The following is a 20,789-nucleotide window of genomic DNA, read 5'->3' on the forward strand; positions in this document are numbered from 1 at the left end:
CCCGGCGCCTACCGGGTGATCCTGAGCGTGTTGCCGCCCAGCACCTGCACCCGCCATCCCTGCGCCGACAGGGCCGCCTGTAGCGCCGCGGCGTCGCCCGAATAGGTCACCCGCATGATCGAGGTGCCGCCCAGCGCCAGGCTGGTGGTGATCGCCGACGCGACGCCGCCGACCCGGCTCACCGACAGCTCGGCATTCTGCACCGACGCGGCATCGGGCGTGTCGACCTGGATGCTGAAGCTCTGGAGCGCCCCGGTCGGGGCCGTCTGCACGGGGGCGAGCTCCGGCAGCTCCTCGACGACCTCGGCGATCTCCTGCTGCACCTCCGGCGCGATGATGACCAGGCTCGGATCGGGCCGCAGCAGTCCTCGGTTGAGCGCCTGGGTGTAGATCATGTCCAGCCGCCGCACGCCCTCATCGAGCATCGCCCCGATCTGGGCGCTGCCGTCGGCGCGCAGCTGAAAGCGGCCGAGCACCTGCCCATCGGGACCAAAGCGCGCCGTGAAGATGCCGAGCGCCGGCCCGCCCGGATAGAGCCGGCGCAACTCGAGCTCGGCAACGACGATGTCGGCCGCGCCATATTGATCGAGGATCATCCGCCACCAGCCGCGGCCGCGCCGGCGCGCCTGGGCGAGGTTGAGCAGCAAGGGGTCCATGCCCGTGCCGGAGGTCCGGACATAGTCGATCGGGCTGTTGACCGTGCGGAACTGCGCCCAGGCCCGCTGCCAGGGATTCTGGAACTCGAAGCTGTAGGCGGTCGACCCCGTCTTCAACACCGGAATGACCAGCACCGGCGCGGAACGGCGGACGAGACCCTGGACACCGAGCATCTGGCCCGTCCGCGCGCGATCGAAGAGGACGCCGAGCCGGGCAATGTAGCGGGTCGGGCCGATCTGCTCGGAATCGATGACCACGCCGGAGACGATGGAGTTCAGCACGGAATCGGGCAGGTTCGGCGCCTGCGCAGCCGGGCGGCCCGTGGTGCGTGACCAGAGCATCCGCCAGCCGTCGCGCTGGGCCCGGCGCCAGCCTTCGACCCGCGCCTCCTCGCCCGTGCGGGCGGTGACGTCGATGTCGATGCCCGTCACTTCGAAATTGCTGGTCGAATCGATCGGCGGGATGCCGCGCTCGGACCCATCCAATTGGGCATAAATCAGGCCCGCGCCGGCCAAGAGGGCAGCGGCGCCAACGGGAATCGCGAACCAGGGGAGACGGCGAAGACGCTTCACGCGCGTCTTTTGGCGAGTTGAGCGTGGAAATCCAAGCGCGTTATGTCTAGGCCGCCCGGATGAGCGAGGAAGAGAGCTACACATACGCCAAGGCGGGCGTCGACATCGCCGCAGGCAATGCGCTGGTGAAGGCGATCGCGCCGCTGGCCAAGGCGACCGCGCGGCCCGGCGCCGACGCATCGCTGGGCGGCTTCGGCGGATTCTTCGACCCGAAGGCTGCCGGCTACGCCGACCCGTTGCTGGTCGCCGCCAATGACGGGGTCGGCACGAAGCTCAAGCTCGCCATCGACAGCGGCAAGCATGACGGCGTCGGCATTGATCTCGTCGCGATGTGCGCCAACGACCTGATCGTTCAGGGTGCCGAACCTCTCTTCTTCCTCGACTATTTCGCGACCGGCAAGCTCGAGCCGGGCGTCGCCGAAGCCGTGATCGCCTCGATCGCCGCCGGCTGCCGCCAGGCGGGATGCGCCCTGATCGGCGGCGAAACGGCGGAGATGCCGGGCATGTACGCGTCGGGCGATTACGACCTTGCCGGCTTCTGCGTCGGCGCGGTCGAGCGGGGCGAAGCGCTGACCGGCGACCGGGTCAAGGCCGGCGACGTGATCCTCGGTCTCGCCTCCTCTGGCGTCCATTCCAACGGCTTTTCGCTCGTCCGCCGGCTCGCCGCGGACAGGGGTTGGAAGCTCGACCGCCCTGCCCTGTTCGATCAGGAGGTGCTGCTGATCGATGCCTTGCTGGCGCCGACGCGCATCTATGTGAAGCCGCTGCTGCCGGTGATCCGCGCCGGCCGGATCGCGGCGCTCGCCCACATCACCGGCGGCGGTCTGCTGGAGAACATCCCGCGCGTGCTCCCCGAAGGCCTGCACGCGCATATTGATGCCGGTGCCTGGCCGCAGCCGCGGCTGATGGCCTTCCTGCAGGCGCAGGGCCATATCGAGCCGGGCGAGATGGCGCGCACCTTCAACTGCGGCGTCGGCATGGCGCTGGTCGTCGCCGAGGCCGACGTCGCCGAGGTGACCACCACCCTCGAAGCCGCAGGCGAGACGGTGTTCGCCATCGGCCGGATCGCGCCGGGACCCAAGGGGTGCACAGTGAGCGGCGATGCGGGAATCTGGAGCGGCAAGGACGCCTGGACGGCCACGCACCATGGCTGATCGCGTCCGGGTCGGGGTCCTGATCTCGGGCCGCGGCTCCAACATGGTGGCGCTCTCCGAATATAAGCGCCGCGATCCCGGCCGTGCTTATGACATCGCCCTGGTCGCCTCCAACGTACCGGAGGCGCGCGGGCTGGTCGCCGCGAAACGCTTCGGCATCAAGACATGGGCGCTGAGTCACAAGGGCCTGGACCGCGTCGCTTATGACATGGAGGTCGATGGGGCCCTGCGCGCCCATAAGGTCGAGCTGGTCGTGCTCGCCGGCTACATGCGGCTGTTGTCGAGCGACTTCGTCGCGCGCTGGCCGGAGCGGATCCTCAACGTCCACCCGTCCCTGCTCCCGCTCTACAAGGGTCTGGACACGCACCGCCGCGCGCTGCTGGCCGGCGACGACTATGCCGGCTGTTCGGTCCACGTCGTCACCGACGACCTCGATTCCGGACCGGTCGTCGCCCAGGCCAAGGTGCGGATCCACCCGCGCGACGATGCGGAAAGCGTCGCCGCACGCGTCCTCGCTGCGGAGCATGCCCTCTATCCGGTCGCGCTCGACGATTATTGCCGCTGGCTGCGCGATATGGCGGCGTAGGCGCGCGACGCCGAGTCAGTTCATCGACCGGTAGCGATCGCGCAGGTCCAGCGGACGCGCCGACAGGGGCTGCTCCACCCCGCGGACCAGGATCGCGCGCGGCTGTGACAATGGCTCGAACGGATCGCCGGTCCACAACACCAGATCCGCGTCCTTGCCGGGCTCGATCGATCCGATCCGCTCGGCGACGCCGAAGGTTCGGGCCGGGTTGATCGTGATCGCAGCCAGCGCAGCCTCGTAAGGAAGGCCATAAGCGACGGCATTGCCGGCGCCGTAGCGCAACTCGCGGGCGCGATGGGCGACGCCGCTGCCGGTCTTGAGGATGATGGTGACGCCGGCGGTATGAAGCCGCGCGGCATTCTCCATCGTCGCACCCAGTTCGGCAAAGCTGTGGGGCAGGTTCGACATTGGATCGAGGATCACGGGAATGCCGGCGCGCGAAATCTCGTCGGCGACACGCCAGCCTTCCGCGGCGCCGTCGAGGATGATCCGCAGGCGCTCCGCGCGCGCGAAGGCGATCGCCTCCCGGATGTCGGCGGCGCGGTCGACCCTGACGATCAGCGGCATGCGCCCCTCGACGACCGGGATCAGCGCTTCGAGATCGGTCCGCGACAGCGTCTGCGGCCGACCGGCACCGCGGTCGTAGAGGGCAAGGTTGCGCGCGAAATGGCGGACGTCGTCGATGAGGGCGCGCAGCGCGGCGATTTCCGCGCCGCGGGCGCCGCCGCCGCGCTCGGCCCCGCTTTCCCCCATTTCCAGCACCATCGCGACGCGCGGCCGCGTCACCATGTCGGGGCGTTGGCCGAGATCGATGACCGCCGCCTGGCCGGCGAAGAGCAGCCGGCGGTTGCCCCGGTCGTCGTAGAGCGGCGTCACGACCGCACGGGTGATGCCGGCGAGGCGCGCGACGGGCAGCAGGATCGAATCCGGATTGAGGCCCAAGGAGATGTCGAAGGCGGCGCTGATCGAATCGTGATGGGTCGCCCGGTCGGCGCTCGCCGGCACCTGGCTCACCTCGACCGTGCCCAATGTGCTGTCCGCCTGGATGAAGCCGGGAGTCAGAATGCCGCCATTGCCGTCGATGACCCGCGCGCCGGTGGGGATGGCGACATTCGCGCCGACCGCGGCGATCCGCCCGTCGCGCACCACGACGGTCCCGCGCTCGATCTCGCCCTGCGGCCCCATGGTCAGCAGGCGGGCATTCACGATCGCGATCGTCTCGGCCCGAGCTGGCAGCGCGGCGAGGAGCAGAAACACCGTCGCAAGCAGCCGGATCATGGCCGAAGCTCCTGCCCCGGCTGGCCGACCAGGAAGTCGGAATGGCGGCGATAGCCGGGGTCGCGGCGGTCGAACACCGAAGCGCCGTCGATCCAGACCCGTTCGGCGCGTGCGTAGATGCTGAACGGATTGGCGCTCCACAGCACGACGTCGGCGCGCTTGCCCGGCTCCAGCGTGCCGGTGGTTTCGGAGATGCCGAGGGCGCGCGCCGGATTGGCCGTGATCCAGCGGATCGCCTCGGCCTCGTCGATGTCGAGCCCGGCGCGGCGCCCGGCCGAGAGCGCGGCCGCCGCCTCCTGGTTGAGATGCTGGATCACCGTCGGGTCGTCGGAATGGATGATCGCGCAGCCGCCGGCCTCATGAACGAGCGCGGCATTCTCCTCGATCGCGTCGAACACCTCCATCTTGTAGCCCCACCAGTTCGTCCAGGTGGCAACGCAGATGTCCTCGCGCGCGAGCAGCGGCGCGATCTTGTACGCCTCGTTGGCATGATGGAAGGTGCGGATGCGGAAGCCGAACTCGCGCGCGACATCGATCATGATCGCCATCTCGTCGGCGCGGTAGCAATGGTTCTGAACGAGGATCTCGCCGCCCAGCACACCGGCCAGCGTTTCCAGCTCCAGATCGCGGCGCGGTGGATCGCCGGTGCCGCTCGCCCGCCAACTGTCCCAGCGCCGGCGGTAATCGGCCGCATCGATCCAGGCGCGGCGATAGCCGGCGACATTGCCCATTCCGGAGGCCGGCGATCGGCCGCGGCCGCCATAGACCCGCTTGGGATTTTCGCCGCAGGCGACCTTGAGCCCATAGGGCGCGCCGGGAAACTTCATCTCCTGGACGCTCATCGCCGGCACGTTGCGCAGAGTGACGGTGCGGCCGCCGAACAGGTTGCCGGAGCCGGGAAGGATCTGGAGCGTCGTGATCCCCGCCTCCCGCGCGGTGTCGAAGCCCGGGTCCTGCGGCCAGACCGAATGCTCCGCCCATACCTCGGCGGTGTTGGGCTCGGTCAGCTCGTTGACGTCGTTGTGCGCCTCCACGGAATCGGGCTGCGACCAGATGCCGACATGGGAATGGGCGTCGATGACGCCGGGGGTCACCCACCGACCGGCGCCGTCGATCCGCTGATAGCCGTCCGGCACCGGCAGGCCGGCACCCACCGCCTCGATCCGACCGTCTGCGAGCAGCACCGTGCCGTTGGCGATCTCGGCGCCGGTGCCGGTGAGCACGGTCGCGCCGACGATCGCCAGCCTCTGGCTCGGGCCCGGACGATAGGTGCTCGGATACGGGTCCGGCGACGCGTCCAGCCCTGCGCGCAGCGGGGCAGGCGCGGAGGGCGCGGCCACCGGCCGTTCGCCCGCCGCGCATCCCACGAGCGCGCCCAGGAACAGGAGAGCCGCGGCGCGGCGCATCAGCTCTGCGGCGTCAGCGAGCGAAGCACCTGGCCGTTCTCGTCGAGGAAATCGATCGCCGAGGCGCCGTCGGGCGCCACCCGCATGCGGATGCGCGGCCGGCCCATCGCGTCGCTCAGCAGCACCGCCGACTCGCGGTCGCGGGTCTTGCCGACATAGACACGTTGGCGGCCGAACGTGCCCTCGGCCTGGACGCGCTGGATGGCCGCGGTCCGCTCCGGCCCCTCGGGCAGTTGCGTGATGCGCTGGGCGAGGTCGAAGTCGAGCGGCGCATCAGGCACATCGCGCACGATCATCGCCGCCCAGCGTCGGCCCGCCTGCTCGTTCTGGGTGAGCTGGATGACCTGGTCCTGCTCATATTGATCAAAGCTGATATGCCCGCCGCCGACAGCGCTGCCGTCCGGCAGCCGCCGCCCGCTAAACGAGAGACCGCCATTTTCCGTGCCCTCGTCGTTGAAGAAGAGCATGCCGGCGCTGCGGCGTCCGCTCGGGTGCGGGCGCTCGACATTGCGCCAGTAGATGCCGGGCGACTGGGCGGTGTTGGACAGCACCATGCGGATCGTCCCGTCCGGCTCGCGGATGTTGATCCGCTGCACGTCGATCTCGCCGAACTTGGCCTTCTCGTTGCCCGGCGCCTGGTTGGCGACCGCGCCGGTCCCGAGGCCAATGGCACAGGCGGCGGTGAGCACGGCGGAATAGACGATCAGCAGCTTGTTCCCGTTCATGGCTGGTTCCCTCCTGAAGGCATGTAGCGGTCGCGCAGCAGCGTCTGGCGCGAGGTCATCGGCTGCGGTTCGCCGCGAATGAAGATGGCGGTCGGGCGCCCCAAAGTGTCGAGCGGGTCGCCATCCCAGATCACGAGATCGGCGTCCTTACCTGTTTCCAACGAGCCGACCCGGTCGGCCAGACCGAAGATGCGCGCGGGATTGATCGTGATCGCGGCCAGCCCCTGCTCCCAGGGCAGGCCGACGGCGACGGCGTTGCCGGCATTGTAGCGCAGCTCCCGCTCGCGGTGATTGCCGTTGCCCTGGAAGGCGACGAGCACGCCAGCCGCCTGCAGGCGCCGGGCATTGTCGAGCGTCGCGCCGAGCGTTTCGAAGGATATCGGGATGTTGTCGACCGGCGTCAGCAGCACGGGCACGTTGGCGCGGACCAGCTCGTCGGCAACGCGCCAGCCCTCGGCCGCGCCTTCGAGGACGATCCTGAGCCGCTCCTCGCGGGCAAGGGTCAGGATGGCGCGGATGTCGGACGCGCGGCTCGCGCTGACGAGCAGCGGCATCCGGCCTTCGACCACGGGGACGAGCGCTTCGAGATCGGCGCGAGACAGCGAATAGTCGCGCGTCTCGCCGCGATCATAGGCGGCGCGGCGGCGCGCATAGTCGCGCACCTCGGCAAGGTTGGCGCGCAGCGCGACCAGCTCTGCCGCGCGCGCGCCGCCGGCGCGCTCGGCGCCGGCATCTCCCATTTCCAGAACCATGGCGACGCCGCGCCGCACCAGCATCGGCCCGCCGAGCGCGACCGCTGCGGCCTGGCCGGCGAACAGCATCTCGCGGCCCGGACTGTCGTCATAGGCCGGCGTGGTGATGGCGCGGGTGATCCCGCCGAGGCGGGCGACGGGGATCAGCAGCGAATCCGGATTGAGCCCGTCGCCGGCATCGAAGGCGGCGCTGATTCCGGTCATGTCGGCGGCGCGATCATTGGCCGCCTCGACCGAACGGACCGCGATGAGGCCGAGGCCGGTATTGGCGGCGATGAGGCCCGGCGTCACGATCCGGCCGCCGGCATCGATGACGCGCGCATCGGCTGGCGCGGCGACATTCGCGCCGACGGCCGCGATACGCCCGTCGCGCAGCACGATCGTGCCGCGCTCGATCGTCCCGTCCGGCCCCATCGTGACGAGACGCGCATTGGTCACCGCGACGGTTTCCGCAGCGGCGGGCGCGGCGGCCAGCGCCAGCAAGGCGAGCAGCCGGGCGATCATCGCGCTGCCTCCTGCCCCGGCTGGCCGAGCAGGAAATCGGACGGGCGCTGATAGGCTGGATCGGCGCGGTCCCAGACCGGCGCGCCGTCGATCCACACCCGCTCGGCGAGCGCATAGACGCTGAACGGATTGGCGCTCCACAACACGACATCGGCCATCCGCCCCGGCTCCAGCGTGCCGACCCGATGCTCGATGCCGAGCGCACGCGCCGGGTTGGAGGTGATCCAGCGGATCGCCTCGCCATCGCTGATGTTGATGCCGGCGTTCCGGCCGGCGGTGAGCGCGATGCCAGCCTCCTGGTTGAGCCGCTGGCCGAGCGTCGCGTCGTCGGAATGGATGATCGCGCAGCCGCCGGCCTGATGGATGATCGGCGCATTCTCCTCGACGGCGTCGAGCGCCTCCATCTTCGAGCCCCAGCTGCTCGCCCAGGTCGCGACGCATACCCCTTCGCGGGCGAGCTGGGGCGCAAGCTTGTAGGCCTCCGTTCCATGATGGAAGGCGCGGATGCGGAAGCCGAACTCGCGCGCCATGTCGAGCATCACCGCCATCTCGTCGGCACGGTAGCAATGGTTGTGGATCAGGATCTCGCCATTGAGCGCGCCCGCCAGCGTCTCCAGCTGAAGGTCGCGCCGCGGCGGCTCACCGCCGTTCGTCCGGGCGCGCTCGACCCGGCGCGCATAATCGGCGGCTTCGATCCAGCCACGGCGGAAGCCGGCGACATTGCCCATCCGCGTGGCGGGCGAGCGGCCGCGGCTGCCATAGGTGCGCTTCGGATTCTCGCCGCAGGCGACCTTGAGGCCGTAGGGCGCGCGCGGGAACTTCATTTCCTGCACCGTCGTCGCCGGCACGTTGCGCAGCGTCACGGAGCGGCCGCCGAACAGGTTCGCCGAGCCGGGCAGGATCAGCAGCGTCGTCACCCCGCCCGCGCGGGCGAGGCGGAATTGCGGGTCCTGCGGCCAGACCGAATGCTCGACCCAGACCTCCGCCGTGTTGGGGGCGACGCCCTCGTTCGCCTCGCTGCTGAGCGGCGTACTGGGCGCGGAGTTCGCGCCCAGATGGGAATGGGCGTCGATGATGCCCGGCGTCACCCAGCGCCCGCGCGCGTCGATTACCTGATAGCCGTGGGGGACCGCGAGGCCTTCCCCGACCGCCTCGACCAGGCCATCGCGAACCAGCAGCGTCCCGTTGGCGATCTCGGCGCCGGTGCCGGTCAGGATGCGCGCGCCGGTGATCGCCAGCGGCGCGCTTTGCGGGCGCTGGTAGGTGCTCGGAAACGGATCGGCGGGATCGGGCGCCGCAGTCTGCGCCTGCGCCTGTGCCGTAGAAGCGAAAACAAAAAGGAACGCGCACGCAATCCGCTTCATTCCGCTTTGCGACCCCCATTGCTCGACACCGGCGTACACACCGCCCGATGACGACGATGCGCGGCGCCGGACAATCCGCCACCTCGCGTTCTACTTTCCTAAAACACCGATGGATCGATCCATCGCGATACCCGATTTTTGCCGCGTCGGGATGGCGGATGCGGGCGCCACGCGCATCGTTTCGTGCAGAGCGGCCCAATGTTCCGGGCCCGTTTCAGCGGGGGTGTGTAAGAACGTGATCGAGAACCGGTTTGCCCGTCGCGCGGCGGCTCTGTCCCCGAATTTCCCGGCGTCGCATTTTCCGGGCGAGCTCGACGAAGGCGTCATCCCCTTCGATTCCGGTTTCGCCGCCCCGCAACTGCTGCCGGACCTCACCGGCTTCGCGGACGATGCGCTCACCACTTGGCGTGAGGAGACGCTGCAATATTCACCACCACAGGGGCAGCCCGAGCTGCGCGGCTGGCTCGCCGGCATGATGAACGCGGACGGCTGCGCGCTCAGTGCGGAGAACATCCTGATCGTCAACGGGGCCAAGCACGGGCTGGAGCTGGTCTGCCGGCTGCTGATCGACGAGGGCGATGCGGTCGTGGTGACGGCGCCGACCTATTTCACAGCGATCCCGATCTTCCGCAGCTTCGGCGTCGAGTTCGTCGAGATCGGCCAGGATGCGGACGGTCTGCTGGTCGATGACCTGGAACGGGCGCTCGCCGAGCGTCGCGCCGAGGGCAAGCCGGCACCGAAGCTGATCTACAATGTCGCCGATTTCCACAATCCGTCGGGCGCGACCATGCCCGAAGATCGCCGCCGCAAGCTGCTCGAGATCGCGGTGCGCGAGGGCATTCCGGTTGTCGAGGACACTCCCTATCGCCGCGTCCGCTTCGAGGGCGATCATGTGCCCTCGCTGAAGGCGCTCGATACCACCGGGATTGTCTTCCACCTCGGCACCTTCTCCAAGCTGGTCGCCCCGGGCCTCCGGATCGGCTGGGTCGCGGCGGAGGCGCCGCTGATCGCGCGGCTGATTCAGCTGAAATCCGACGGCGGCTCCTCGCCGCTGGTGCAGCGGATCATCTACGAATTCGCCCGCTCCGGTGCCTTTCCTGCCCATGTCGAACGGGTCCGTGCTCTCTATCGCGAGCGGCGCGACGCGATGGTGGCGGCGGTGCGGCGCGAGCTGCCGGGGGCCACGCTCCATGTCCCCGAGGGCGGCTATTATGTCTGGGTCACCCTGCCCTCCCATGTCGATGGCGACGGCTTCGCGGCGCGGGCGGCGGCAGCGGGAGTCAACATCATCGCCGGCAGCAAATTCTTCGCGACGCCGGGGCGGGAGTGGCCGGCGAATATGTCGAGCCCGCGCAACCACGTCCGCCTGTCCTACAGCTACGCCACCGTCGCGCAGATCGAGGAAGGCGTGAAACGGTTGGCCGCGGTCTACGCGCCCGTCGAGGCCTGATGCTCTCGACGTCATCCGATCCCGATTGTCCGCTCGTCGAGTTCGTCGGCGTCGAGAAAGTCTATGACGGCGGCCGACCGGCGGTCGCGAATCTCGATCTCGCGGTCCGCAAAGGCGAGTTCCTGACCCTGCTCGGCCCCTCGGGATCGGGCAAGACGACGACGCTGATGATGCTCGCCGGTTTCGAGGCGCCGACCGGCGGCGACATCCGCCTCGGCGGCCGGTCGATCGCCGGCACGCCGCCGCACCGGCGCAACATGGGTGTGGTCTTCCAGAGCTACGCCCTCTTCCCGCATATGACCGTGGGACAGAACATCAAATTTCCCCTGGACGTCCGCGGTATCCGCGGACTGGAGGCCGAGGCGCGCCTCGCCGAGGTGCTCGCGCTGGTCCATCTCGAAGGTCTCGCCGACCGCCGGCCCGACCAGCTTTCCGGCGGCCAGCGCCAGCGCGTCGCGCTGGCCCGGGCGCTGATCTTCCGCCCCGACATCGTGTTGATGGACGAGCCGCTGGGCGCGCTCGACCGGCAGCTGCGCGAGCGGCTGCAGAGCGAGATCAAGCAGATCCAGCACCGGATCGGCGCCACCGTGGTCTATGTGACCCACGACCAGACCGAGGCGCTCACCATGTCGGACCGGATCGCGGTGTTCTCCGGAGGGCTTGTCCAGCAGGTCGACACGCCGCAGAACATCTACGATCGGCCGGCCAACGCCTTCGTGGCGGGGTTCATCGGGGAGAATAACGGTATCCCGGGGGTGGTGACAGCACGTGGCGAGGCAACCTGCGAGATCCGGATCGCGGGCGATCTCGTCGTGCAGGCGACGCCGGTCGGATCGATCGCGCCGGGCGACGCCGTGCTGGCAACGGTCCGGCCCGAACATGTGCTGACCGAGATCGGCGGCGACATACCCTGCAACCGTTTCTCCGCGGCGATCGAGGAGCTCGTCTATCATGGCGACCACAGCCGCATCCGCGCCATCCTCCCCGGCGGCGCGACGCTGACCATGCGTGCGCCCGGCCGGGCAGCGCTCTCGCAGTCCCAGCCGCTGACTGTCAGCTGGTGCGCCGACCGCTGCCTCGCCTTTCCTGCCGAGCCGGCGCTGGCGGAGGCGGCGGAATGAGAGGCTTCTTCCGGCTCCTCGCACTCGCCGGTCTGCTGGTCGCCACTGCGAGTTGCTCGCGCGAGAATGATGGGCGCCCGCTGACCGTCGTCGGCTGGGGCGGATCGTCGCAGGAGGCGCATCGCCGGGCCTATTGGGATTCCTTCACCCGTACGACCGGCGTCCGGCTGCAGGAGGACACCTGGCATGGCGGCGTCGGCGTGATCCGCACGCGCGTGGTCGGCGGCGACACGAGCTGGGACGTCGTCCAGGTCGAAACCGAGGACCTGATCCTCGGCTGCGAGGAAGGACTGTTCGAGCCGCTCGAATGGTCGTCGCTCGGCGGGCGCGAAGCGTTCATTCCGACCGCAGTGCACAATTGCGGCGTCGGCGCGATGCTGTGGTCCTACCTGATCGGCTGGGACGGCGACCGTATCCAAGGGGAGGGGCCGCGGACCTGGGCGGATTTCTGGGACGTGCGTCGCTTCCCTGGCCGGCGCGGCATGCGCCGCACGCCCAAATATACGCTGGAGTTTGCGCTGATGGCGGACGGCGTGCCGGCAAACCAGGTCTATGCGGTGCTGCGCACGCCCGCCGGCATCGACCGCGCCTTCCGCAAGCTCGACGAACTGAAGCCCCATATCGTCTGGTGGTCGTCCATCTCGCAGGTGCCGGACCTCTTGGGATCGGGTGAGGTCGCGATGTCGGTAACCAGCCCCGGCCGGCTGATCGTCGCCAACCGCACGGAAGGGCGCAACTTCCGGACGAGCTGGGACGGCAACATCTATGCGGTCGACTATTGGGTGGTGCTCGCCAACAGCCCGCACAAGGCCGAGGCGATGCAGCTGCTGCGCTACATGACCCGCCCGGAAAACCAGGTACGGCTGCCGCAGTTCATCCCGACTGGGCTCACCAGCCGGCGCGCCAACGAGATCGTCGATCCGCGGCTCAAGCTCGATACGCCGTCGGACCCGCGCAACATGACCAACGCGCTCGAGCTCGATGCGAATTTCTGGGTGGAATATGGCGACCAGCTCACGCAGCGCTTCAACGCCTGGCTGGCCCGTTAGCGGGGCGCAGAGCCGGCCGCCGGCCGCGCAGGGCGCGGGCGGCTGGACGTGGGCGCTGACCGCGCCCTTGCTCGTCTTCCTCGCCATCGCCTTCCTGGGGCCGGTGCTGCTGATGCTTGCCCGGGCGGTGAGCGATGCCGAGCTGCCGTCGGCCTGGCCGCAGACGGCGCAGCTGCTGCGGGACTGGGACGGGAACGGGCCTCCGGACGACCGGCTCGCTGCGGCGCTCGGCACCGAGATCCTGGCCGCGCGCCGCGCCGGAACGCTGAACCGCGTCGCCAACCGCCTCAACTATGACTTGGTCGGCTCGCGCAGCCTGGTCTACGCGACCGGTGACGCGCTGGAGCGCGGGGCTTCGGTGCGCGGGTTCGCCGATCTGGCGCGGATCGACCGGCGCTGGATCAACCCCGCCGTCTGGACCGCGATGCGCCATGCCGCGGGGCCGAGAACCAGCTTCTACCTGCTCGCCTCGGTGGATCGCCGGCTCGATGGCGACGGTCGGATTGTACAAGTGGAACGCGAGCAGGCGGTGTTTGTCGACATCCTGCTCCGGACCTTCCTGATCAGCGCCGTCGTGGCCCTGCTCTGCGCCTTGCTCGGCTATCCGGTCGCCTATCTGCTCGCGACCCTGCCGTCGCGCTGGGCCAATCCGTTGCTGATCCTGGTGCTGCTGCCCTTCTGGACCTCGGCTTTGGTGCGGACCACCGCCTGGGTGGTGCTGCTCCAGACCCATGGCGTGCTCAACGAGGCGCTGATCGGGATGGGGCTGATCGAGACGCCGCTGGCGCTCATCTATAACCGGCTCGGCGTCTATATTGCGATGACGCACGTGCTGCTGCCCTTCCTCGTGCTGCCGCTCTACGGGGTGATGAAGGGCATTTCGGCAGCCGAGATGCGCGCAGCGACCTCGCTTGGCGCCGGGCCGCTCACCGTATTCCTGCGCATCTATCTGCCGCAGACCCTGCCCGGCCTACTCGCCGGCATGATCATCGTGTTCACGCTGGCGCTCGGCTACTACATCACGCCGGCGCTGGTCGGCGGCGGGGCGGACCAGATGGTGAGCGGGTCGATCGCCTTCTACACCAATCAGTCGCTGAACTGGGGCATGGCGGCGGCGCTCAGCCTGCTGCTGCTCGTGCCGCTGACCTTGATGCTGTTCGCCGGACGCTATCTCACCAAGTCGGTGCCCGTATGAGCGTGGTGACGCCCTACCGCACGCGGGCGCAGCGCATCGGGCGCGGTGTCCTGATCGGCTTCTGCGCTTTGGTCTTCGCCTTTCTCGTCCTGCCGACCCTGGCGGTGATCCCGATCTCCCTGAACCCGAGCGCGTTCCTGGTCTTCCCGACCGAAGGGCTGTCGCTGCGCTGGTATGCGGCGCTGTTCGAGTCCCCGGCCTGGACACAGGCCTTTCGCAACAGCCTTATGGTGGCGGTTGCGACAACTTTGATCGCGACGCCGCTCGGCACGCTCGCCGCGATCGGGTTGGCGCGGATGCGCTCCAGGCTGAAGCCGCTGCTGATCGGCCTGTTCGCGGCGCCGATGGTGGTGCCGGTGATCATCGTCGCGATCGCCTTCTACTTCCTGTTCGCGCCGATGGGACTGGTGAACAGCTTCGTGGGATTGGTGCTTGCCCACACGGTCCTCGCGATCCCGTTCGTCGTGGTGGTGGTCCATGCCTCGCTGCAGGGTTTCGATTTCGAGGTGCTGCGCGCCGCCTCGAGCCTCGGCGCGCGACCGCACACGGTGCTGCTGCGCGTGCTGGCGCCATTGATCGCCCCGGGCATCGCCGCCGGGGCGGTGTTCGCGTTCATGACCTCGTTCGACGAGACGGTGGTGGCGCTGTTCGTCGCGGGGCCGGACCAGCGGACCATCCCGCTGCAGATGTTCGAAGGCGTGCGCGAGCAGATCAGCCCGACGATCACCGCCGCAGCGACCCTGCTGGTGCTGCTCTCGACCTTGCTGCTCGGCACCGCCGAGCTGCTGCGCCGCCGCAGCGAACGGATGAACCGTCCGCCGGCGGTCTAGGCGTGCAGCGCCCGCTCGAATTCCGCCGCGGCATCGGCGCCGGCGATGTTGGTCAGCAAGCGCAGGAAGACCGCAGTGGTGTGATCGGCCTCGCGCGACATCTCGACCATCAGCCGGTCCATTGCCGGGCGGCCGATGCGGCGCTCGAGATCGACGAGCAGCAGCGGCCCCTTCTGGTAGAGCTGGACGCGGTTGGGGCGGCCGTGGCCCATGACCGGGCCGGCCTCGGCCGAGACGCGGCGCTTTTCGGCGAGGAAGCGCTCCGCCTCCTCGGCACCCATGGTCGCCTCGATATAGCGGACCGCGCAATATTCGGCGGCGGATTCGACCAGCCAGAAATCGTCGGTGAGCGGGCTCGCCAGCATCCACCAGGCATGGGCGACCTCGTGTGCGGCATGGCGGGCGGCGGCGACCTCGGTCGGCGGCGTCTCGCCGGGGCGCTCGGGGAAGACGGTGTAGGCGGTGCGGGCATAGGCCATCGTCCGCTCGCGGCGAACCAGCGCCATGCGCACCGTATGGTGCAGCGGACCGAACCACTGGCCGAAGAAGCGCGCGGCCTGCTCGGAGTGGCGGACATAATAGGTGGCGCGCGGCGTCGTGAGATCGGGCGCGAAGAACTCCACCCCCTCGGCCTGCGCCCTCTGGAGCCCGCGCATGGCGACAAGCGGCACATCGATGTCGATGAAGTCGCGACGGATGCGGACGCCGGTGGGCGTGCGCGTCACCTCGCCCTGCCCCACCGGCACGAGATCCGGCGCCAGCCCCTCGAACTCGGCGTCGAGGGTGAAACGCGTCTGGATGTCGGCGCCGACCGGGAACCACATATGGTCGATGAAGAGCTCGTAGCCCTGCGGACGGAAGGCCGTGACGCCGTTGTCGTCGGGATAGTTGATCGGCCCCGAATAGCGGAAGCCGAGACGCATCGGGCCCTGGTAACCGGGCAGCGCCTGGAAGCGGTAGCGGTAGAGGCCGTCGACCGGCGTGTCGCTGGGCTCGGCGGCGGCCAGGATCACGCCCGGCGGCAGATCGAGCCCCTCGAGCATGAAGCGGCGCGAGAGGATGAAGCTCTTGTCGCGCACATCCTCCGGCAGGGTGATCGTCACCTCGGCATCGAGCCTTCCCTGCGGGTCGAAGCGGGCATGGAGATCATAGTGCGGCGCGCTGGCCGCCGCGGCGAGGGCGAGGAAAAACATCGCTATCTCCGGTAGATGCGCCCGTCGCGCATGACGAAGGACACGCGCTCCAGGACACGGACGTCGGCCAGCGGGTCGCCGCGCACCGCGACGATGTCGGCCGCGCGGCCAGCGGCGATCGTGCCAGCCTGATCGGCGATGCCGAGATGGTCGGCAGCGTTGACGGTCGCGGCCTGGATCGCCTCCAGCGGGGTCAGGCCGGCCTGGACGAGCAGGCCGAACTCGCGCGCATTCTCGCCATGGCGGCTGACGCTGGAATCGGTGCCGAAGGCGATGCGCACGCCGCCCGCATGGGCGCGGCGGGTGGAGTCGATCATGCGCGGGCCGACCAGCAGCGCCTTTTCGCGGATCGCGGCGGAGAAGCCACTGTTGGGGTCATTGCCCCAGCGGGTGACGGTATCGCCGGCGAGCAGGGTGGGCACGAGCCAGGCGTTGTTCGCACGGAACAGCCGGATCGACTCCGCATCGAGGTTGGTGCCGTGCTCGATCGAATCGCCACCGGCGCGCAGGAAAGCGTTGATCGCGCCCGCCTCGTGACCGTGGGCAGTAACGCGGCGGCCGAGCGCATGGGCGGTCTCGACGATCGCGCGCATCTCTTCGTCGGTGAACACCTGGCCGAGGCCCTGCGCGGTGTCGGAGAGGACCGAGCCGGTGGCGACGATCTTGATGAGATCGGCGCCGCGGTGGATCGTCTCGCGCGTCACCCGGCGACAGTCGTCGGCGCCCGAGCACAGGCTCGGCCGGCGCAGCACATGGCCGACGTCGTCGCGATAGCCGGCCGGATCGCCGGGGCCGCCATGCGGGCTCAGCGCATTGCCGGCGGCGAGGATGCGCGGGCCGACGATCCGGCCGCGGGCGATGCCGTTGCGGAGCGCGAAGATCGCGTCATTCTCCTCGCCGACATCGGCGACGATGGTGAAGCCGGCCTCCAGCGTGATCCGGGCATAGTGAACCCCGTCGATGGCGAGGTCCGCCGGGGTCTGGCGGACGCGGCGGAGCGCGTCGTCCGGCCCGTTCTCGTGGCAAATGTGGACGTGGGAATCGATGAGGCCGGGGAGGACGAAGCTGTCGCTGAGATCGACCACGTCGCCCTCGCCGACGAAGCCGTCGCGGAGTTCGACGATCCGGCCGCCGCGCACGGCGATCGTGTGGTTGGTGAGGACGCGCCCGGTCGCAGGATCGGCGAGCAGGCGGCCGGCGTGGATATAGGTGGTCTGAGGCTCCTGCGCGGGCGCGGCGGCGGGCATCAGCCAGGCCAGAGCCGCCGCGAGGATCGTCCAGCCTTTCATGCCGCGGCGATCCAGGCGTCAATCTGTTCTTCGAGCATGGGGAGCGGCAGCGGGCCGCTGCCGAGCACCTGATCGTGGAACGCGCGGAGGTCGAAGCGCTGCCCGAGGCGCTGGCGCGCGCGCTGCCTCAGCTCGAGGATCTTCTGCATGCCGATAAAATAGGAGCAGGCCTGCCCCGGCAGGACGATGTAGCGGTCGATCTCACGGACATTGTCGGCGTGGCTGCTCGGCATGTTGCGATCAAGGTACTCGGTGGCCTGCGTCCGCGTCCAGCGCATCGCGTGGATGCCGGTGTCGACGACCAGGCGGCAGGCACGCATCAGCGACATCGAGAGCCGGCCGAAATCGGCATAGGGATCGGCGTAGAGGCCCATCTCCTTGGGCAGGAGCTCGGAATAGAGGCCCCAGCCCTCGCTGAACGCGGCGACGCCGGCGAAGCGGCGAAAGCGCGGCAGATCAGTCAGCTCGTGCGCGACCACCGTCTCGACATGATGCCCGGGGATCGCCTCGTGATAGAGGATCGCGGCGAGCTGATAGCGGGGCTGGGCGCTCATGTCGGCGAGGTTGACGTAGAAGATGCCGGGCCGCGAGCCGTCCTGCGGCGGATTGGTATAGGAGGCCTTCGGCGCGGAACGCTCGCGCCACGCCTCGACCGCACGGACCTCGACCTCCTTGGTCGGCAGGCGGCCGAACAATTCCCCCTGCCGCGCGCGGATTTCGGCGAGCAGCACATTGGCCTCGGCGAGATAGGCGGCGCGCCCCTCGGCGGTGTCGGGATGGTAGAAGCGCCGTTCGGTGCGCATGAACTCGAAGAAATCCTGCAGCGATCCGGTGAAGCCGGTGCGCACCATGATCGCACGCATCTCCTCGTGGATGCGCGCCACTTCGCGCAGGCCCAGCGCATGGACGTCGGCCGGGTCGAGCGGGAGCGTCGTATAGCCTTCGAGCTGCGTGCGATAGAAAGCGGCGCCATCCGGCAGCTTCCAGACGCCGTCGACGTCGTCGGCGCGGCTTTCGGCGCCACGCAGATAGGCGAGGAGATTGCGGTAGCCGGTGGCGAAGCCGCCGCGCAACGCCGACTCGGCGCGCTGAACCAAAGCCGCCCGTTCGCTCGCCGGCACTTCAGAGCCGTTCAGTTTGGTCTTGAAGTCGGCCAGCATCGGGCTGTCCGCGCCGGTCTCGAACGGCGCGCCGCGCAGCAAATTCTCGCACGGGCCGATGACCAGCGGATAGACGAAGCGCGGCGGCCGGATTCCGGCCGCTTCCTCCCGCTCAAGATTGGCGATCACCTGGCCCATCAGCGGGCCGACGCGCTCGAGGCGCAGGATATAGGCGTCCGCGTCGCCACGGCTCTGAATCGGGTGGGAGTTGATAAGGGTTGTGGCCACGCGGGTATGCATGCCGCCCATCTGGGTCATGCCATAGCCATGATCGCGCCAGCGCCAGTCGCGCAAGCTTTCCTCCAGCCCGCGCTCGAACATGCGGTAGCTGAGCCGCGATTGCGGCGAGAGGCGCGCGATGTCGAATTCGCGCAGGCGCGCCAGATCCTGCTGGCGCAGGGCGTGGCCCTCCAGCTGCCGCGCTTCGCTGAGATCGTCCCACTTGTCCTGGTTGGTCTTGAGGCCCTGGCGCGACTGGGCGATCGGGCTGCGATCGAGCCCGCGTTGGTAGATCGCGTCGAAGAAGGCGTTGAGCCGTGCGTCCTCGTCGCTCTGGATCGCGAACAGGGGCGTCGCCCAGAACTGGGTCGCGAAGGCCCCGCCCAGTAGCCCGAACTCACGCCGCGTGATCATGCCGCCCTGCCTCCGCCCTCGATCCAGCGGGTCACGATCTCGTCGAGGATCGGCAGCGGCACCGGTCCGCCGCCGAGCAAGGTGTCGTTGAACCGCCGGACGTCGAAGCGTGCGCCAAGCCGCGACCGGGCGCGGGCCTGCAGCTCCATCATCTTCAGCTTGCCCATCTCGTAGGCGCAGGCCTGGCCGGGCGTGACGATGTAGCGCTGGGCGGCCGTGATGTTGTCGGCGTGGTTGGAAGGCGTGTTCTCGTCGAGCCACTGGATAGCCTGTTCGCGCGACCAGCGCAGGTGATGAAGGCCGGTGTCGACGACAAGGCGGCCGGCACGCATCAGCTCCATCGAGAGCTGGCCGAACTCCTGCCAGGCATCGCTGTAGAGGCCCATTTCCAGCGGCAGCTGCTCGGCATAGAGTGCCCAGCCCTCGCTGAACGCGGTGTAGCCGCCAAACTGGCGGAACTTGGGGAGACCGGTCAGCTCGCGCGACACCGCCCGCTCGAGATGATGGCCGGGCACCCCTTCGTGATAGGCGAGCGCGGACAGTTCGTAGACCGGCAGGTTGCGCATGTCGCGCTGGTTGACGAGCAGGAGGCCGGGGCGCGACCCGTCGGCCGACGGCGCGAAATAGCCGGCGGTGGCGGCCGAGACTTCCAACCAGGCCGGCACCCGCTGGACCTCGACCCGCGCCTGCGGGCGGCGGGTCATGACCTCGCCGAGACGCGCCATCACCTCGTCGATCTTGGCACGCATCTCATTGAGGAAGCGGGCCCGGCCCTCGTCGGTGTCGGGATAGTAGAAGCGGTCGTCCGCGCGGGTGTAGGCGTAAAGCTCCGGCAGGGTACCGGAGAAGCCGAGCCGCGGCATCAGCGCGCGCATGGCACCGTGGATGCGCGCTACCTCCTGATGGCCGAGCCGGTGGACCTCGGCGGCGCTGGTCGCCAGCGTCGTCTCCATCTCCAGCGCCGCGGCATAATAGGCGTCGCCTTCGGGCAGCGCCCAGACGCCGTCATTGCGGTCGAAGCTGCGCTCGCCGGCGCGCAACCAGTCGATGAGCTGGCGGAAGCCCGGGCCGAAGCCTTCGGTGAGGCCCGCTTCGGCATCGCGGGTCAGGCGGGCCTTGTCCGCCTCCGGCAGGTCGGCGCGGCCGAGCTTGGCCTTGAAATCGGCGAGGATCGGGCTGTCCGCGCCGGAACTATCGAATGGCGCGCCGCGGACCAGATTCTCGCTGTTTGCGACGACCAGCCGATAGGAGAAATTGGGCGGGCGGACGCCGTGGCGCGCCTGCGCGTCGAGGCGCTCGACGATCGCCGCCATATAGGGCTTCACCCGGTGGAGCCGGGTAACATAGGCCTCGGCATCCTCGAGCGAGGCGATCGGATGATTGTCGATCAGCGTCTGCGGGATCGAGCGCTGCGGCCCGCGCATCTGGCAGACCGGATAGCGGTTGAGCCGCCAGCGGTGGGCGGTCAACGACTGCTCGTTGCTATGTTCGAACAGGCGATAGCTGAGCTCGGCCTCGGGCGTCAGTGCCCGCCGGTCGAAGCGGCGCAGCGCCGCCAGGTCCTCGCGGGTGCGCGCCGCATTCTGCTCGGCGCGCGCCTCGCTGACGTCGGGCCAGGAGTCGCGCCCCGATCGCAGGCCGAGGCCCGACTGCATCGCGGGATCGCCGGCGAGATCGCGCTGCCAGACCTCCTCGAAGAAGGCGTACAGGCGCTCGCTTTCGTTCCCGGCCTGCAGCGCCCATGCGGGCCGTGCGGCGAGGAGCAGGCTGCCGGCGATCAATTCGCGCCGGCCGATCGTGAGACTTGCTTTCATGACTTCGGAAACACCCCCGCGAGAACGGACACTTGGCTGGCTTCGCTTCGGGGACCT

At 69.2% G+C, this 20,789-nt stretch carries 17 protein-coding genes; 7 read left to right on the forward strand and 10 right to left on the reverse strand.

All coding sequences use genetic code 11. The features are described 5' to 3' along the window. Window positions 1-8 precede the first annotated feature (8 nt). Window positions 9-1,229, reverse strand: a complete 1,221-nt coding sequence (locus RCO27_RS01860) for a heavy-metal-associated domain-containing protein (protein WP_309000938.1) — start codon at window positions 1,227-1,229, stop codon at window positions 9-11. A 59-nt stretch (window positions 1,230-1,288) separates the two neighbouring features. Here RCO27_RS01860 and purM point away from each other — a divergent pair, with 59 nt between their 5' ends. Then, a complete protein-coding gene (gene purM / locus RCO27_RS01865; protein ID WP_309000939.1) occupies window positions 1,289-2,383 on the forward strand; it encodes a phosphoribosylformylglycinamidine cyclo-ligase in 1,095 nt (364 codons plus the stop codon). Further along, window positions 2,376-2,969 carry a phosphoribosylglycinamide formyltransferase gene (gene purN, locus RCO27_RS01870; RefSeq protein WP_309000940.1) on the forward strand — a complete coding sequence of 198 codons (594 nt, stop codon included), beginning with the start codon at window positions 2,376-2,378 and terminating at the stop codon, window positions 2,967-2,969. Before purM ends, purN begins: the two co-directional genes overlap by 8 nt. 15 nt (window positions 2,970-2,984) lie before the next feature. Here purN and RCO27_RS01875 read toward each other — a convergent pair whose 3' ends face one another. The 5 genes from RCO27_RS01875 to RCO27_RS01895 are packed head-to-tail and all read right to left on the reverse strand — an operon-like array spanning window position 2,985 to window position 8,998. Beyond that, complete coding sequence (locus RCO27_RS01875; RefSeq protein ID WP_309000941.1) at window positions 2,985-4,247, reverse strand: amidohydrolase family protein; 1,263 nt, start codon at window positions 4,245-4,247, stop codon at window positions 2,985-2,987. Then, window positions 4,244-5,653, reverse strand: a complete 1,410-nt coding sequence (locus RCO27_RS01880; protein WP_309000942.1) for an amidohydrolase — start codon at window positions 5,651-5,653, stop codon at window positions 4,244-4,246. Before RCO27_RS01880 ends, RCO27_RS01875 begins: the two co-directional genes overlap by 4 nt. After that, window positions 5,653-6,378 carry a hypothetical protein gene (locus RCO27_RS01885; RefSeq protein ID WP_309000943.1) on the reverse strand — a complete coding sequence of 242 codons (726 nt, stop codon included), beginning with the start codon at window positions 6,376-6,378 and terminating at the stop codon, window positions 5,653-5,655. The genes RCO27_RS01880 and RCO27_RS01885 overlap by 1 nt, the downstream gene beginning before the upstream one ends. Further along, a complete protein-coding gene (locus tag RCO27_RS01890) occupies window positions 6,375-7,634 on the reverse strand; it encodes an amidohydrolase family protein (RefSeq protein ID WP_309000944.1) in 1,260 nt (419 codons plus the stop codon). Before RCO27_RS01890 ends, RCO27_RS01885 begins: the two co-directional genes overlap by 4 nt. Continuing rightward, complete coding sequence (locus tag RCO27_RS01895; protein WP_309000945.1) at window positions 7,631-8,998, reverse strand: amidohydrolase; 1,368 nt, start codon at window positions 8,996-8,998, stop codon at window positions 7,631-7,633. Before RCO27_RS01895 ends, RCO27_RS01890 begins: the two co-directional genes overlap by 4 nt. A 235-nt stretch (window positions 8,999-9,233) precedes the next feature. On the opposite strand from RCO27_RS01895, the gene RCO27_RS01900 reads away from it, so the two are divergent. From RCO27_RS01900 to RCO27_RS01920, 5 genes are read left to right on the forward strand one after another with little or no spacing between them, the layout of a single operon-like run. Beyond that, window positions 9,234-10,448 carry a PLP-dependent aminotransferase family protein gene (locus tag RCO27_RS01900; protein WP_309000946.1) on the forward strand — a complete coding sequence of 405 codons (1,215 nt, stop codon included), beginning with the start codon at window positions 9,234-9,236 and terminating at the stop codon, window positions 10,446-10,448. After that, window positions 10,448-11,569, forward strand: coding sequence for an ABC transporter ATP-binding protein (locus RCO27_RS01905; RefSeq protein WP_309000947.1), 1,122 nt, complete (start codon window positions 10,448-10,450; stop codon window positions 11,567-11,569). Before RCO27_RS01900 ends, RCO27_RS01905 begins: the two co-directional genes overlap by 1 nt. Then, window positions 11,566-12,618, forward strand: a complete 1,053-nt coding sequence (locus tag RCO27_RS01910) for an ABC transporter substrate-binding protein (RefSeq protein ID WP_309000948.1) — start codon at window positions 11,566-11,568, stop codon at window positions 12,616-12,618. Before RCO27_RS01905 ends, RCO27_RS01910 begins: the two co-directional genes overlap by 4 nt. Next, the gene (locus RCO27_RS01915; protein ID WP_309000949.1) at window positions 12,572-13,813 is read left to right on the forward strand and encodes an ABC transporter permease; all 1,242 of its coding nucleotides are present in this window, start codon (window positions 12,572-12,574) and stop codon (window positions 13,811-13,813) included. Before RCO27_RS01910 ends, RCO27_RS01915 begins: the two co-directional genes overlap by 47 nt. Beyond that, window positions 13,810-14,643 carry an ABC transporter permease gene (locus RCO27_RS01920; protein WP_309000950.1) on the forward strand — a complete coding sequence of 278 codons (834 nt, stop codon included), beginning with the start codon at window positions 13,810-13,812 and terminating at the stop codon, window positions 14,641-14,643. The genes RCO27_RS01915 and RCO27_RS01920 overlap by 4 nt, the downstream gene beginning before the upstream one ends. Here the strand turns inward: RCO27_RS01920 and RCO27_RS01925 are convergent. From RCO27_RS01925 to RCO27_RS01940, 4 genes are read right to left on the reverse strand one after another with little or no spacing between them, the layout of a single operon-like run. Continuing rightward, on the reverse strand, window positions 14,640-15,836 hold the full coding sequence (locus tag RCO27_RS01925) for a hypothetical protein (RefSeq protein ID WP_309000951.1): 1,197 nt from the start codon (window positions 15,834-15,836) through the stop codon (window positions 14,640-14,642). The genes RCO27_RS01920 and RCO27_RS01925 overlap by 4 nt on opposite strands. A gap of 2 nt (window positions 15,837-15,838) precedes the next feature. After that, entirely contained in the window at window positions 15,839-17,125 is a 1,287-nt protein-coding gene (locus tag RCO27_RS01930; RefSeq protein WP_309000952.1) for an amidohydrolase family protein, read from the reverse strand. Further along, the gene (locus RCO27_RS01935; protein ID WP_309000953.1) at window positions 17,122-18,918 is read right to left on the reverse strand and encodes a DUF885 domain-containing protein; all 1,797 of its coding nucleotides are present in this window, start codon (window positions 18,916-18,918) and stop codon (window positions 17,122-17,124) included. Before RCO27_RS01935 ends, RCO27_RS01930 begins: the two co-directional genes overlap by 4 nt. Continuing rightward, the gene (locus tag RCO27_RS01940; protein ID WP_309000954.1) at window positions 18,915-20,732 is read right to left on the reverse strand and encodes a DUF885 domain-containing protein; all 1,818 of its coding nucleotides are present in this window, start codon (window positions 20,730-20,732) and stop codon (window positions 18,915-18,917) included. Before RCO27_RS01940 ends, RCO27_RS01935 begins: the two co-directional genes overlap by 4 nt. Window positions 20,733-20,789: the final 57 nt, after the last annotated feature.

Source organism: Sphingosinicella sp. LHD-64, assembly GCF_031157375.1.
Lineage (GTDB): Bacteria > Pseudomonadota > Alphaproteobacteria > Sphingomonadales > Sphingomonadaceae > Allosphingosinicella.

What these genes read in the sequence shown, in the direction of transcription:
- RCO27_RS01920 (WP_309000950.1), top strand. Translation starts at nt 13,810, where the DNA reads ATGAGCGTGGTGACGCCCTACCGCACGCGGGCGCAGCGCATCGGGCGC.
- RCO27_RS01885 (WP_309000943.1), bottom strand. Translation starts at nt 6,378, where the DNA reads ATGAACGGGAACAAGCTGCTGATCGTCTATTCCGCCGTGCTCACCGCC.
- RCO27_RS01880 (WP_309000942.1), bottom strand. Translation starts at nt 5,653, where the DNA reads ATGCGCCGCGCCGCGGCTCTCCTGTTCCTGGGCGCGCTCGTGGGATGC.
- RCO27_RS01875 (WP_309000941.1), bottom strand. Translation starts at nt 4,247, where the DNA reads ATGATCCGGCTGCTTGCGACGGTGTTTCTGCTCCTCGCCGCGCTGCCA.
- RCO27_RS01915 (WP_309000949.1), top strand. Translation starts at nt 12,572, where the DNA reads ATGGCGACCAGCTCACGCAGCGCTTCAACGCCTGGCTGGCCCGTTAGC.
- RCO27_RS01940 (WP_309000954.1), bottom strand. Translation starts at nt 20,732, where the DNA reads ATGAAAGCAAGTCTCACGATCGGCCGGCGCGAATTGATCGCCGGCAGC.
- RCO27_RS01930 (WP_309000952.1), bottom strand. Translation starts at nt 17,125, where the DNA reads ATGAAAGGCTGGACGATCCTCGCGGCGGCTCTGGCCTGGCTGATGCCC.
- RCO27_RS01890 (WP_309000944.1), bottom strand. Translation starts at nt 7,634, where the DNA reads ATGATCGCCCGGCTGCTCGCCTTGCTGGCGCTGGCCGCCGCGCCCGCC.
- RCO27_RS01905 (WP_309000947.1), top strand. Translation starts at nt 10,448, where the DNA reads ATGCTCTCGACGTCATCCGATCCCGATTGTCCGCTCGTCGAGTTCGTC.
- purM (WP_309000939.1), top strand. Translation starts at nt 1,289, where the DNA reads ATGAGCGAGGAAGAGAGCTACACATACGCCAAGGCGGGCGTCGACATC.
- RCO27_RS01935 (WP_309000953.1), bottom strand. Translation starts at nt 18,918, where the DNA reads ATGATCACGCGGCGTGAGTTCGGGCTACTGGGCGGGGCCTTCGCGACC.
- purN (WP_309000940.1), top strand. Translation starts at nt 2,376, where the DNA reads ATGGCTGATCGCGTCCGGGTCGGGGTCCTGATCTCGGGCCGCGGCTCC.
- RCO27_RS01910 (WP_309000948.1), top strand. Translation starts at nt 11,566, where the DNA reads ATGAGAGGCTTCTTCCGGCTCCTCGCACTCGCCGGTCTGCTGGTCGCC.
- RCO27_RS01925 (WP_309000951.1), bottom strand. Translation starts at nt 15,836, where the DNA reads ATGTTTTTCCTCGCCCTCGCCGCGGCGGCCAGCGCGCCGCACTATGAT.
- RCO27_RS01895 (WP_309000945.1), bottom strand. Translation starts at nt 8,998, where the DNA reads ATGAAGCGGATTGCGTGCGCGTTCCTTTTTGTTTTCGCTTCTACGGCA.